Source organism: Pyxidicoccus caerfyrddinensis, assembly GCF_010894405.1.
GTDB lineage: Bacteria > Myxococcota > Myxococcia > Myxococcales > Myxococcaceae > Myxococcus > Myxococcus caerfyrddinensis.
On the sequence record NZ_JAAIYA010000020.1, the window covers coordinates 49792 to 63475 of the forward strand.

Sequence of the window (13684 nt, forward strand, 5' to 3'; positions counted from 1 at the left end):
GGTTCCAGTGATGTCACCGCTTCGTGATTTAATGTGCCCGTATGGATACCTCCGTGACTCGGCGTCGTGGTCCGCTCCACGCCGCGCGCTGGTGGCTGGCGCTGCTGGCTTGCGGGCTGTCGGCGTGTGCCACCACCGCTGCCTCGGGCGTGGAGGCGCCCGTCGACTTCGCCTCGCGCTGCGACGCCGGTGACATTGGCGCCTGCATGACGTGGGGCGCGCAGCTCCTCGCCGAGGGCCGACGGGAGGAAGCGGCGGCGGCCTACGGACGGGCCTGCCAGCGGGAGTACACGACGGCCTGTCTGACCGAGGGCCGGCTGCGGATGGAGCAGGGCGACCTGGACGGCGCCGAGCCGCCGCTGCGCAAGACGTACGACGCCAACCTGGAGGAGGGCGCCCTGGCGCTGGCGGACCTGCACGCGGCGCGGGGCGACGAGGTGGGCGCGGCACGCCTGCGCGAAGATGCGCTCTCCATCGACAAGTCCGTGGTGGAGGTCGTCCTGGGCTACCGCTTCGCGATGGCGGGCGACAGTGGCGTGGCGCTGGACATCAATGTGCAGCCCATGGCGTTTCTCGCGCGGCGCCTCAACGTGGGCGTCAACATGACGGTGTCGACCGCCCGCGCGTCACGCGGGGAGCTGAACGGGTACGCCGGCTACCAGCACTTCATGACGGACTGGGCGGCGCCCTACGCGCGGTTGCTCACGGGCACCCAGCTGAACTCCCGGGGCGCGCGGTTCAACATCGGCGCGGAGGCGGGGCTGAAGCTCTTCGCCGGAGCGTTCGGACACCTGGGCGTCGGCGTGGGGACCTCGTTCGTGGGCTCCATGTACACGTCGGTGGAGCTGGGCGTCGACTGGGTCGTCGCCCTGATGATTCTCGCCAACCTCCGCTGAAGGCTGACTTCGGCGGCGGGGCGGAAGACGCGCGCGAGAGAAGGTTTTCGGGGGTCGCCGTTCTCCCGTCGGTGAAGGGCTCATTCCGGGCTTTTCGCCCGAAAAGGAGCCCTGCATGAGGACGTCTCCAGGACGGCGACTCGCGACCGCCGCACTCACGCTGCTGGCCGCCGCCGGCTGTATGACCGGCCCATACAACGGGACCACCACCGCCGACCCCGTCGCTGGAAAGACGTTCCTGTTCCAGGGGTATTACAACGAGCCGAGCACCACCATCTCGCTCCAGGTCCTCAAGACGCCGGACGCGGACCCGACGGTGGCCGCCAACTGGCTGCAGTTCGCCACGGCCGTCACCAGCACCAGCCCGACGACCTTCAACAGCACCGACCCGCTCTACTACTGGAGCGTCAACGCGGCCCCCGTCCCCAACTTCCTCTACGGGGCCCGGTGGCCCTCGGGAGGTCTGGTGAAGGTGCGCGGCATCGCCAAGGACCCGGACGGGGACATCAACCTCTACACCTTCGACGACGTGACGTTCGGCGACTGCTTCGCCGAGCACGTCAACGACGACTGGGTCACGGTGGGCACGGAGTGCCAGGGCGTGGGCGTGAATCGCTCCGCGCTCGTGTCCACGTCGCCCAGCCCCGTGGGCTCCGCCACTCCTCCGGACTACCTCGGCCGCAAGGGCGACATCTCCACCGCGGAGACGGAGCAGTACTACGCGCAGATTCAAGCGCCCTCGAGCTTCACCGCCTTCCGCACCAGGTACGGCTTCGCCAGCGGCGACACCACCGCGACCTACTACAACGACGGAGACCTGGGGCTCGGCCGGGAGATGCACTGCCGGACGTTCCTCACGCCCGCGCTGCAGACGGGCGTGGCCTGCTACGTGAAGAACTACGGGGTGCTCAACGGCCAGCCGAACTTCGGCGGCGACCCGAACGCGGCGCTCAACGACGCGGTGAACCGGCAGAACTCGTTCGCCACCGTGGCCATGGTCTACCAGCCGCCCGCCAACACGGCCAACAGCGTGCAGTTCATGGTCTACGACGGCGCCACGGGCCTGCGCACGCCCACCGCGAAGCTGGACAGCACCGGCCAGCACGTCTCCGTGCCCAACAACTGCCTGACGTGCCATGGCATCAACTCGTATTACGACCCGGCCACCAACTCCGTGTCCGGCGCGGCGAAGTTCCTGCCCTTCGACATCTTCAGCTTCCGGTACTCCACCGCCTCGGGCTTCACCCAGTCCGCCCAGGCGGACGCGCTGCGGCGGCTCAACAATCTCGTCTCCCTCACGTCACCCACCACGGCGACCAGCCAGTTCATCGCCGGCATGTATGCGCCCAAGGCGGTGAGTGACTCCACGGCCGTGGCCAACAACGCCTATGTGCCCGTGGAGTGGACGACGACGAAGCGCAAGGGGCTCGGCCTCTACAACGGCGTCGTGAAGCCCTACTGCCGCACGTGCCACATGTCCGCCACGGTGGCCTCCTATGACTTCCTGGAGGAGGACGACCTCCACAACCTCAAGGCCGCCATCAACACGGACGTGTGCGGCGCGGGCCATGAGATGCCGCAGGCCGAGCACGTCATGCGCAAGTTCTGGAACAGCGGCGCGCGTGCCTACCTGGACATGGGGCTGGGGCTCAACAGCGCTTGCAAGCCGTAGCACCGGGCCCCGGGGCCGCCTCCGACCGGGCGGCCCCGGACCCTCTCTCTCCGCGCGTGGCGGCGGAGCCGGTCAGCCCGGGAAGGGATTCGCGGGCGCCCGCCGGGTGGCGCCACCGCGCGCCACCAGCAGCCAGGTGAGCGAGACGAGCAGCCACGCCGCGGTGAGCGCGCTCGACGCCTGGGGCGCTCCGGCCCGCACCAGCCACAGCGTCACCGCCACGCCCATGGCGAGCACCCGCGCCAGCTCCAGCGGCAGGCTCCAGCGCTTGGACTCCAGCATCCCGCTCCACGCGGTGGCCATCGCCCAGAGCAGCAGGCTCAGCGCGACCTTGTGCCAGCCCGACAGCGGCGAGGCATGGTGGCTCACCAGCAGCATGAACGGCATCGACGCGAACAATTGGAAGACGAGGTAGCCGCGGATGCCGGGCAGCTCCGACGAGCTGAACTTCACCTCCACGCCGTCCTGCTTCCAGTACCCGAGCGAGCGCGGCGCAAGGTCCGCGGGCCGCCAGCCCGTGGGCATCACCCAGATGCGCAGCCGGTCCCACGCGCTCTTCGTGGCGACGGCGTCACCGACGAGCCGGGCCCACGCCTGGAAGTTGATGGCCGTCGGGTCCCAGGTGTTCGCCGGGGTGGTGAGGCCGTAGGAGCACGGCTCGGTCTCCTCGGCGTAGGTGCCGAACATCCGGTCCCAGATGATGAGGAAGCCCGCGTAGTTCTTGTCGATGTACGCGTCGTTGCGCGCGTGGTGCACGCGGTGGTGCGACGGCGTGTTCAGCCACGACTCCACCCACCGGGGCAGCTTGGGGATGACGCGCGTGTGCGGGATGAACTGCAGCACCAGGTGGAAGGCCACCATCGCCAGCACCGCCTCGGGCGGGAAGCCGACCAGCACCAGCGGCCAGTAGAAGAGGAACGAGAAGAGGCGCTGCGTCACGCTCGCGCGAAGAGCCACGGCGTAGTTGAGCTCCTCGGTGGAGTGGTGCGGCGAGTGGGCCGCCCAGCCGATGTTGGTGCGGTGGCCGAAGCGGTGGAACCAGTAGAAGAGGAAGTCGACGCCCAGGAAGAGGGCCACCACCGACAGCGGCGACGAGACGTCCAGCTTCCACGGCGCGAGCTGGCCCAGCTGCGCGAAGAGGGGCAGCACCAGCAGGGCCACCGCCACGTTGACGCACTGGTTCATCACCGCCGTGCCCATGCTCGCGATGGAGTCCTGGAAGCTGTAGTAGCCGTTGCGCCGCACCCCGCAGTACGCGAACTCCGCCAGGGCCAGGACGATGACGAAGGGGGTCGCCACGGCATAGACGTTGATGGACATGCCCTCCGGTGTATGGCGTCCGGCGCGTCCGCCGCCTTAACCTGGGTCAAGCCGAGGTCTTTTCCCCGTGAGATTTCCAAAGCTCTTCGAGCGCCTCGCCACGCTGGCCCCCCTGCCTCCCGACGAGTGGGAGAAGGCAGAGGCGGTGGCGAAGGAGCAGGTGCTCGCCAAGCGGGAGCTGTTCCTCCGGCCCGGAGACGCGGCGGACCGGTTCGCGGTGGTGCTCCAGGGCGTCTTCCGGGCCGTGCGCGTGTCGGCGCGCGGGGAAGCGTCCATCAAGGCGTTTCGCGCCGAGGGCGAGCTGATTGGCGCCTACGCGGAGATGCTTCAGGGCCTGCCGTCGATGACGTCGATTGAGGCGCTGGAGCCGAGCCGCGTGCTGGTGTTCCAGACGCGCGAATTCCAGGCGCTAGAGCAGGGCCACGTGTGCTGGGAGCGGCTGGCGCGCCGGGTGGCGGAGCACCACTTCATCCTCAAGGAGCGCCGCGAGCAGGAGTTCCTCGACCTGTCCGCGGAGGAGCGCCTGGTGAAGTTCTGGGAGGAGCATCCGCACCTGCACGGACGCGTTCCCCAGCGCGACGTGGCGGCCTACCTCGGCATCACCGAGGTGGCGCTGAGCCGCATCATGTCGCGCCGCCGCAAGCGGCCGGAGTGAGCGGGCGGTCCATTCCCAGGCACCCTCCGACGGAAGGGATGCGGAGGCAGGCCCGCGGGCGCGTGCATGGCGGCATCCGCGAGGGCTGGTGCACGGGACGCGCCGTCCTCAACGTCATCGGGCCGTCCCCCAGCCGGAGGCCGCCCAACCGCGAGCCGAGGAGCGCTCGATGGAATTCACCCGCTTCGTGGCCCTGGCCGCCTGGCTCTTCGAGGCCTCGGGCGTGGCGGTGATGGTGCTGGGCATGGGGCTCGCAGCGGTCCTCACCCTCGTGCGTGGCAGGGGCCGTCCGGTCCGGGAGGTGTACCGCTCGCTGAGGAACCTCCTCGGCTCGGCCATCCTGCTCGGGCTCGAGCTGCTCGTGGCTGCGGACATCATCCGCACCGTCACCGAGGACCCCACACTGCGCCAGGTGCTCGTGCTGGGGCTCATCGTCCTCATCCGGACCTTCCTCAGCTTCACGCTGGAGGTGGAGCTGGAGGGGCGCTTGCCCTGGCGGCAGGGCAAGCGCTCCCGGAGGGGACCGCCCCCGGTGGAGGAAGAGGAAGGTGGGGCCGAGCCTCCTCCGCGCTGAGGCCGCGGCGTGTCAGAAGCCGATGGCGGGCAGGGCCGGCAGCGGGCCGCCCTCCAGCGCGCGCTCCGCCGCTTGCGCGTGGCCGCGGATCCGCTCCTGCCAGGGGGTGTCCGTCAGGGCGCGCTCCGCCTCGGCCTGAATCTGCCGCAGGGTCTCCCGGGCCGCGTGCCGGTCCTCCGCGCGCCGCGCGCGCTGGCCGACTTCGCCTATCAGCCGCAGCAGCCGGACCACCACGGCGGGCTCGCCCGCGCCGTAGCGGAGAATCTGGTCCGTGGCGAGCGACACGTAGTCTTGCAGCGTGGCGGCGTGAAGGAAGACGCGGGGGTGCCCGGACGCATCCGGCAGCACGCGGGGGCCCAGCTGCATCCGGCTCATGGCGCACAGCAGGAAGGTGAGCTGGTCCACCACCTCCACGGCCGTGTACGGGTCGTTGATGCCCGGCGAGAGCGCCTTGATGGCCACGTCCACGAGCTGCCGCACGCCCAGCGCCACGTCCGAGTCCAGGTCCCTCCAGCGGTCCAACAGCAGCGCGGGCAGGAGGGCCTCCGCCACCTCGCGCGACTCCGCCGGGCCGCGGACGCCGGGCTCCACCCGGCCCACCACCGCGCCCCGCGTCACCGGCTCGCCGATGGTGACGTCCAGGTGGACCACGAGCCCCAGCTCCCGGGCCACGGCCACGAGCCTGCGCCCGTCCACGTCCGCGACGAAGCCATTCGCGCGGGCCCGGAGCGGCCAGGACGTGCTCGACGAAGGCGGCGGAGCCGGGCGTGGCGCGAGGTCGTTCTGGCGGCGCGCTTCCATCCTCTGCGCGACGCGCAGCGTGTCACGCCCCACCCGCCGCACCAGGTTCTCCACGCGCATGAACTGGAGCGTCTCCAGCACCTGGAAGATGAGCGACGCCTCGCAGAGGACGAGCAGGAGCATGGCCAGGCTCAGCGCCGGACGCGGCTGCCGCCCGGCCCCGGGAACGAATCCGAACAACTGCGCGGCCACGAGACAGAAGACGCTCGTGGCGACGAACATGGGGATGACCACACGGATGCCCGCGCTGTGCAGGTACAGCCGCAACAGGCGTGGCGAGTACTGCCCGGCGGCGTTCTGCACCACGAGCATGGACAGCGACAGCACGATGCTCAGCGAGGAGAGCGCGATGCCCAGCACCGAGGAGAGCATCGTCCGCGCTTCCTGCACCGAGGCCTGCCACGCCACGCCGCGCAGCACCGTGGCCAGGAGCCCCGGCGGGCGCACCATCAGCACGCCCAGGAGGGCCCCCAGCAGTGCGCCCACCACGGGCAGGAACCACAGCGTGTGGTGGACCCACCAGGCAACGGGGTTGAGGTCACCCGGCCGCGAGCGCCAGGGCACACCGGGTCTCGCCTCCCCGCGCGTGAGTGCCCGGGCTCCCGCCATGTGCACACCTCCGCTCCGCGCACCGGTATCGCCAGGGCGCCAGGGGCCCCGGTGCGCGCACCGCGGATGAAGAGCGCCTTCGACGAAGCTGCGAGCGCGCCACGGTGAGAACAACCCGGAGGGTCCCGGGGGCCGAGCGCAGGTGCCGGCGCACGAGCCAGCCCGAAGGGTGGGGCAGGCGCGCTGGCGCGCACCGCCGGTGACGGAGGCGCGTCCCGGGTTGAACATCGCCGCCTGCGTCCACAGCGTACCCGTGAACCCGGGTCGCAATGGAGATGGGGACATGAAGAGCATCCAGACATTGTTCGTGGCGTGCGCGCTATGGGGGACCGGCGCCCTGGCCCAGGGCGAGCAGGCTGACATGCGGGGCCTCACGTTCTCCGCGGGCGGCGGCGTGGAGGGCTACAGCGGTGGGCTCGCGCCGCGGTTGGACCCGGGCGCGGCCTACGGCGCGACGGTGGGCATCAAGCCGTCCCGGGTCATCGGGGTGGAGCTCGGCTACAGCGGCGCGGTGAACTCCATCGACCTGGGCGGGGCGGAAGACCTGGTGGGCAATCCGGATATCGTCCGCAACGGCGGACAGGTCGTGGGCACCCTCGGGCTCACCGCCAGCCCCGTGCAGCCCTACATCCTGGGTGGCATCGGGGTGAGCGACTACAACGTGCGCAAGGGCAGCGAGACGCTGGGCTTCAGCGACGACACCGTGGGCTCCATCCCGGTGGGCGCGGGCCTGCGCTTCTACACCGGCAACTTCTCCGCCGACCTGCGCGGCAACTACAACTTCCTCTTCAGCGAGGAGTTCGCTCCCGAATCGGCGGTCGCGAATCAGGACGCCGCCGACATCACCTTCGCGGATGGCAACAGCTACAACGCCACGCTCAACCTGGGCGTCACCTTCTGAGACGGACAGTGCCGCCCGGTGAGGTCCGTGCACGACGCCGGAAGCCCGGCGCGGCGCTTCAGGGGTGGTGGTGCCGGCACTGGCCGAGGAAGCGGACCAGCTCCGTGTGGAACCACTTGTCCGCGTCCAGCATCAGCCAGTGGCTGGCGTGCGGCGCCACGGAGTGGGACAGCGTGGGGTGCTGGCCCGCCAGCGTCTCCGGACCCGCGGTCGCCACCAGCGCATGCGTGGGCCCCTTGAACTGCTCGAAGGCCGCGTCCGGGTCATGGCCGAGCAGCGACTCCAGATTCCCCGCGATGGCCTCGCGGCGCGAGGTGCGCATCGTCTTCATCACCAGGACGCGCGTCGCCTCCCTGGCGGCGAGCAGCTGCGGGGCGAGCCAGTGCTCGTGGAAGGTCCCGTACTTCGCGGCGCTGAAGTTGTCGAGCCACGCCTCTGCCTCGGCCTTGGGCATGCGGCGCAGGTCTCCCGGGGCCTCGACGTAGAGGAGCCCGGCCAGTCGCTCGGGGTAGTACGCGGCGAAGGCGCCGGCCACCGCGGCCCCGAAGCCATGGCCCACCAGGACGAACTTCTCGGAGGCCAGCGCGTCGGCCACCGCGGCGACGTCCTCGACCGCCGCCTCCACGCCAAAGGGCCCGTGGGAGCCACCGCTCTCACCCAGCCCTCGCAGGTCGAAGGCCACGCTGCGCGTCGCGAGGCCATGCTGTACCTGGGCCCAGTGCGTCCGGTCGGCGGCGACGTCGTGCACGAAGAGGGTGGGGATTCCGCCATCCCCTTCCACTGTCGCCATCAGCCGTCCCGCGGGTCCGTTGACAGCCGTCGTCTTGGCTTCCACGTGCTTCATGGTTCGGCTCCCGGCCCCCGGTACGGGCGCTGCCCGTCCGCCCACCGCGCTGTCCGTAGCGCCAGGGCCATGTCCCCAGTCTGCCCTACTTCCCTCCGCGACGCCCCACGGGCGGGCGCTGACGGCCGCTACCGTCTCCAGGTGAGCACCTCGGAGGGCATCCGTCATCACGCCTGGTTGTCTTTGCTGGCGGGTGAGAATGGATTGGACACAGCGCGCCGTGACATCCACGTCCGGCGCCACTGCGCGCGGCCTCTGACAGCGGTGTCAGGCGCCCGCCCTTGCTTCGCGGGGGGACGGCTTCTTCCTCCAACCCAAGGTGGGCGGCATGTGGAGCCATGAGCAGGACCGCCCCGAAGGCGAGACGGAGGGACCCGCCGAGCGGAGCACGACGGGTGGACAGCTCACCCTCGGCCTCGACCTGGGGTACCGGAAGACGGCCCCGCGCTCCCGCACCTTCCTCGCCGCGGTGATTGGCGCGAGCGTGGGCTCCAACTGGAATCAGCGGCGGGAGAAGCTCGACCTCGGTGCCCAGTACGGCCTGCCGTGGGGCGATGCGAAGAGGAACGGGCGCATTGTCGACATCAACATGGACATCCTGCGTTTCGGCTTCACCTTCTGACGATGTGGGATCTGGGGGGGACGGGCCTCAACGTGTGGGGGGCATTCCCCGTCGACGCCTCTTCCCCTGCCCGCACTGCGCGTGTTGTCTCCGGGCGAGACGCACCTGTCGCCAGCGCCGGGAGTGCGCGGCATGCAGGTTGCTCTGTCGGGTTGAATGAACCCACGCATCTCGATGTGTCTCGACGCTCGGCTGGAGCCGCCTGCCCCGGTGCGCTCGCCGAGCCCGCTGTGGTGGGTGCTGCCCCTGGTGGTCTGGGTGGGGTGCTCGGGCGAAGGCAACTCACCCGTTGAACCGCCCGGAGATTCGCAGGACGCGGGCTGCGTGGAGCCACCGCCCACGAACACGCCCGACGCGGGTGAGCGGAGCGACGTCCTCGCGCCGAGCCGGTTGCTGCGGCGGGCCTCGCTCGCGCTGCGCGGCATTCCGCCGACGGACGCGGAATACGCGGAGCAGGAGGCGGCGGGCGACGCGGCCGCGCAGCGGGCCTTCGTGGACGCCTTCGTCGACCGGACGCTGAAGCAGCCGGTCTTCTACCAGACGATGTTCGAGCACGCGCGCGACTGGTTCAACATCCCGCTCGTCCCGCGCACCGCCGACGAGCCGGAGTACGGGCTGCTGCAGCAGCGCTCCATCCAGCGCTGCCCGGCGGGAACGGCCAAGGCTGGCGCGTGGAAGTACTTCCGCGGAGACGCGACGGCGTGCGACGGCCTGAAGGCCGACGGCTCGCCCGCGGAGGAGCGCAACCTCGAGCCGTGGTGGGCGCCCGGTACGACGGTGACGCTGGTGGGTGGCGCGGCCAACGCCTCGGCCACGGGAACCACGAACGTCAACGGCAACCCCGTCACCGTCAACTGCGCCACCGCCGGCCCGGAGGGGACGTGCGGGTGTGGCCCCAATGCCGTGCGCTGCCACGCCGACTTCCAGCAGTACGCGGGGTGGGAGGACTACGTGGCCTACAACGGGGAGGGCCAGCGCAGGCTCGCCTCCGAGGAGCCGGCCCGGCTCTACGCCCACCTCGCCTGGCATGACCGGCCGATGACGGACCTCATCCTCGGCACCTACTCCGTCGCGCCGACGCGCCTCCAGGCCGCGTATGTGATGCAGGGCATCGTGGGCGGCGCGACGGGCCTGCTCGACGACGACTCGTGGTGGCGGCCGTCCCGCTTCTCCAGCGCGCCGGTGGACCCGGAGCACTCCCCGGGAGACCCGCTGGCGTGGCGCGAGTACCCCGTCCCGGCGCGCAATCCATTCTTCCTGGCCGAGCGCGACTACCGGTTCGACCCCCGCACCCAGACGGGCGCCTCCAAGGGCATTCCCGCCGCGGGCATGCTCACCAGCCTGGGCTTCCTCAACGCCTACCCGCGCGAGCGCGTGCGCGGCGCGCGGGCGCTGGAGACGCTGGCGTGCGAGGTGCTCGCGCCGCCCTCGGGACAGACGTTCAACGCGTACCGGCGGGACCCGGGCACGGAGGGGCCGTGCCAGCACTGCCACCGCCGGTTGGACCCGGCGGCCATCCACTTCAAGCGCTACGCGAAGCAGGGCTCGGCGTCCGAGGGCTACGGCGCGCAGTACTTCATGCCCGGCGTCGGCACGGTGTGGCACTGGCCGGCGCGGTGGCGCACCGGCGAGTACCCCTACGGCGGCGACCCGTTCAGCCACTGGAACCGGTGGTACGCGCCCGACACGCTGCTCACGCCCGTCACCGAGGCCCAGGCGCAGACGAACCCCGAGGCCCTCTTCGTCGACTTCCTCCCGCCGGAGCACACGCTGCTGGGGCAGGTCAGTGACGGGACGGTGGGGCCGCTCGGCTTCGCGAAGCTCATCGTCGCGGCGGGGGCCTTCGACCGGTGCGTCGTGCGGCACCTGCATGCGCAGGTGCTGGGGCGGGACATCGACCCGGCGAAGGAGGCGGGCTACCTCGACGAGCAGGTGGCGCGCTACATCGCGGACGGCCGCAAGGTCCGCCCCTACGTCAAGTCACTCACCCGGTCCGACCTCTTCCAGAGGGGGCGCTGACATGAACCGCTTCGTCTTCGTCCTCGTGTTGTCCGGAGTCCTCTCGTGCGGCACGGAGGGCACCCCGTCCGCGCTGCGCACCCGGGGGCAGGCCGCATGCGCCACGCCGGCCAGCTCCGAGACCGTGCGCATCATGGAGGGCCTCAAGCCCCACTGCGAGGGCTGCCACGCGCAGGGCGCGCGCGGCTACTTTGCCTCCACCGAGTCCTTCCAGGCCCTGCTGGTGTCCGACGTCCGGCTGGTGAAGCCGGGCAGCCCGGACGACAGCGAGCTGCTGCGGCTGCTGGAGGGCCGGGGCACGGGCGCGTTCAAGCAGATGCCCATCGGCCAGAAGTCCTACGCGCAGCTCGTCACCGAAGGCACGGCGACGCTGCCCGTGGCCGACGTCCGCGCGTGGATTCAGGGCCTCGCGGCGCAGCAGCGCGACTCACGTCCGGACCCCGATGCGCCGCGCATCAGCCGCCTGACCGCGGTCCAGGTCCAGCGGGCGCTCTACCAGCAGCTGGGCCTGCGCCATGAAGACTTCTTCATCTCCGCGAACGAGTTCGGCCTCCCGATGGCGGAGTCGCGCGGTGACGACTTCTATCCGCTGCAGCCGCCGGACGCCCTGCCCATGCCCAGGCAGGCCGCCACCGGGGAGCGCTACCACGCGCTGGGCGGCGGCTCCGTCGTCAACCAGGTGACGCAGGACCGCACCGCGTCTCCCACGTTCGCGCTCACGCTGACGCAGGTCTCCCAGCGGTGGTGCCGCCGCGCGCTGGCCATGACGGAGAACACGGCGTTGTTCCCCGCCGGCACGACGCGTTCGGCCAACCCCGTGGACGTCAAGGCCACGCTGCGGCGCTGGTCGCTGCACTTCCTGGGCGAGCGCTTCACCGACGCGCAGGTGGACGCGCTGTACCAGGACGTGTTCGTGCCGCTCGCGACGCCCACGGATACCGAGCCGGCCTACGTGGGCGCGTGCTCGTACTTCATCCGCCACCCCCACTGGATTTTCTACTGAAGAGGCACGCATGAAGCTCTCTCGTCGCAAGCTGTTCGAGCTGGCCTTCGGGGCCGCTCACCTCGGGCTGATGACGCGCTTCGGCTTTCCGGTGGCCTCGGCCCAGACTGTCTCGGGGCGGCCCACGAAGCTGCTGGGCATCTGGCTGGATGGAGGGCTCCATTGGGAGACCTTCTTCTCGCCGCTGTCGCGCGCGGGCATCGACAAGTTCATCCCCACGCCCCGGGGCGGCAACATCCCCGTCGGCTACCTGCCCGCGCAGGTGGAGAACTTCGACCGCTCCCCGGTGGACCTGGATGCGCCCGGGCCGGTGCGGAAGCTGCGCGGGCCCGCCTTCTGGAACTGGGCGAACCCGGCCGACACGAGCGGGGTGAATCCCGCGTCGGGGAACCAGCAGGTCTACCGGCCGTGGGGCTACGCCTGGGCGAACCCCAACTACCGGCTCTTCGACAAGACCGCGCTGCTCGTGGGCGCGGACCAGAACACGGCCGCGCACACGAGCGGAATCATCGCGAGCATGTGTGGCGTGGCGGGCTCGAACTTCCGGGCCCCCTCGCTTCAAGCGGTCATCGCCAACGCGCTGGCCCGGCGCTTCCCGGACCGGCCCATCCCCAACGTCAGCCTGGGCGGCACGCTGCCGGGCGCGCTCGGGCTGCCCGCGCTGGCGAACCCGACGGTGCTGCGCTCCGCCGGCTCGGTGGAGCCGACGCTGTCCGACAAGCGCGACAGCGCCTGGAAGGGACTGCGCGCGCGCAGTGACGTGCCCGACGCCGCCTTCGACGGCTCGGCCCTGCCGGGCACGGTGCCCGCCACGGCGGTGGACGCGGCCCTGATGAAGGCGCTGCGCGAGGAGCGCGGCATCTCCAGCACCGGCACCGACGCGATGCTCGAGCAGCTCTACGACACGTACAAGGGCGCCAGCAGGACCATCCGCCGGGACATCCTCTCGGTGCTCGGCAACACGCCGTCATGGGAGAAGCTCAAGGCGGACCCGGCCTACCCCGTGGACTGGACGGCGTGCATCGGCTACGCGGACGCCTGCGGCACGGGCGCGTCGATGGGCGCGTACACCTTCGCGCTGCAGCTGCTGAAGTCGGACCTGGTGACGTCGGTGAACCTGCGGGCCTCCAGCTTCGCCAACACCACCTTCGACACGCACAGCTCGAACGGCGTGCAGATGCACACCAACCACCTGCGCATCGCATTGGAGATGGTGGGGCGGCTGTGCCTGGAGATGAGCCTGACGCCGAGTCGGGAGGACCCGTCCCGCACCCTGCTCGACGAGACGCTCGTCTACGTCTACAGCGACTTCGGGCGGACCTTCCCGAAGCAGGGGAGTGACCACCACCCGGCCACCTGCGCCATGCTCGTGGGCGGCGGCGTCCAGGGCAACCAGATGCTCGGCGGGTACGACGAGACGATGAACGGCTCGCCCATGGGCGCGCCGGTGACGCTGGTGGAGGAGTCCGGGCAGCGGGTGACACGCGCGCCGCGCTCGCAGGACATCGTGGCGACGGCCATCCGGGCCTTCGGCCTGGAGCCGGGGAAGGACTTCTTCATTCCCGGCGGCTACGGCGTCTACGACGGCGTCGTGAGGGGCTGAACCGCCCCGGCCGCGCACACCTCGGATTCTGTTTTCACGTCATCGCGCTGGATGGGACATGCAACGAATGATTCGTAGGGTCGTCCCGCTCTCGGCCCTTCTCTGGGGCCTCTTCACACCGGGATGCGGCAAGAGCGAGTCGGTCGAGGTGCCTCTCCCTGGTGA

Annotated in this window: 12 protein-coding genes; 9 read left to right on the forward strand and 3 right to left on the reverse strand. The window is 70.8% G+C overall.

Going from position 1 to position 13684, the window contains the following annotated elements; all coding sequences use genetic code 11:
- Positions 1–53: 53 nt before the first annotated feature.
- Positions 54–896, forward strand: a complete 843-nt coding sequence (locus G4D86_RS36780) for a hypothetical protein (RefSeq protein ID WP_163998831.1) — start codon at positions 54–56, stop codon at positions 894–896.
- 115 nt (positions 897–1011) lie between these two features.
- A complete protein-coding gene (locus tag G4D86_RS36785) occupies positions 1012–2568 on the forward strand; it encodes a hypothetical protein (protein ID WP_163998833.1) in 1557 nt (518 codons plus the stop codon).
- A gap of 72 nt (positions 2569–2640) precedes the next feature.
- On the opposite strand, the gene G4D86_RS36790 is transcribed toward G4D86_RS36785, so the two are convergent.
- Entirely contained in the window at positions 2641–3888 is a 1248-nt protein-coding gene (locus G4D86_RS36790; RefSeq protein WP_163998835.1) for a sterol desaturase family protein, read from the reverse strand.
- A 67-nt stretch (positions 3889–3955) separates the two neighbouring features.
- Here G4D86_RS36790 and G4D86_RS36795 point away from each other — a divergent pair, with 67 nt between their 5' ends.
- Together G4D86_RS36795 and G4D86_RS36800 are read left to right on the forward strand one after the other, a co-directional pair.
- The gene (locus G4D86_RS36795) at positions 3956–4543 is read left to right on the forward strand and encodes a Crp/Fnr family transcriptional regulator (RefSeq protein ID WP_163998837.1); all 588 of its coding nucleotides are present in this window, start codon (positions 3956–3958) and stop codon (positions 4541–4543) included.
- Positions 4544–4712: 169 nt separating this feature from the next.
- Entirely contained in the window at positions 4713–5117 is a 405-nt protein-coding gene (locus G4D86_RS36800) for a DUF1622 domain-containing protein (protein ID WP_163998839.1), read from the forward strand.
- A gap of 12 nt (positions 5118–5129) precedes the next feature.
- On the opposite strand, the gene G4D86_RS36805 is transcribed toward G4D86_RS36800, so the two are convergent.
- A complete protein-coding gene (locus tag G4D86_RS36805) occupies positions 5130–6527 on the reverse strand; it encodes a DUF2254 domain-containing protein (protein ID WP_163998840.1) in 1398 nt (465 codons plus the stop codon).
- A 283-nt stretch (positions 6528–6810) separates the two neighbouring features.
- Here G4D86_RS36805 and G4D86_RS36810 point away from each other — a divergent pair, with 283 nt between their 5' ends.
- Positions 6811–7428 (forward strand): hypothetical protein, encoded by a 618-nt coding sequence (locus G4D86_RS36810; protein ID WP_163998842.1) that lies wholly within the window; start codon positions 6811–6813, stop codon positions 7426–7428.
- Positions 7429–7486: 58 nt separating this feature from the next.
- Here G4D86_RS36810 and G4D86_RS36815 read toward each other — a convergent pair whose 3' ends face one another.
- On the reverse strand, positions 7487–8272 hold the full coding sequence (locus tag G4D86_RS36815) for an alpha/beta fold hydrolase (protein ID WP_163998844.1): 786 nt from the start codon (positions 8270–8272) through the stop codon (positions 7487–7489).
- Between the two features lie 328 nt (positions 8273–8600).
- Here G4D86_RS36815 and G4D86_RS36820 point away from each other — a divergent pair, with 328 nt between their 5' ends.
- The 4 genes from G4D86_RS36820 (at position 8601) to G4D86_RS36835 (ending at position 13519) form a co-directional block, all read left to right on the forward strand.
- Positions 8601–8894: a hypothetical protein gene (locus tag G4D86_RS36820; protein ID WP_163998846.1), complete on the forward strand. Its 294-nt coding sequence runs from the start codon at positions 8601–8603 to the stop codon at positions 8892–8894.
- A 156-nt stretch (positions 8895–9050) separates the two neighbouring features.
- Positions 9051–10913, forward strand: coding sequence for a hypothetical protein (locus G4D86_RS36825; protein ID WP_240360669.1), 1863 nt, complete (start codon positions 9051–9053; stop codon positions 10911–10913).
- A 1-nt stretch (position 10914) separates the two neighbouring features.
- Positions 10915–11916 (forward strand): hypothetical protein, encoded by a 1002-nt coding sequence (locus G4D86_RS36830; protein WP_163998848.1) that lies wholly within the window; start codon positions 10915–10917, stop codon positions 11914–11916.
- Between the two features lie 10 nt (positions 11917–11926).
- Complete coding sequence (locus G4D86_RS36835; protein ID WP_163998850.1) at positions 11927–13519, forward strand: DUF1501 domain-containing protein; 1593 nt, start codon at positions 11927–11929, stop codon at positions 13517–13519.
- Positions 13520–13684 lie beyond the last annotated feature (165 nt).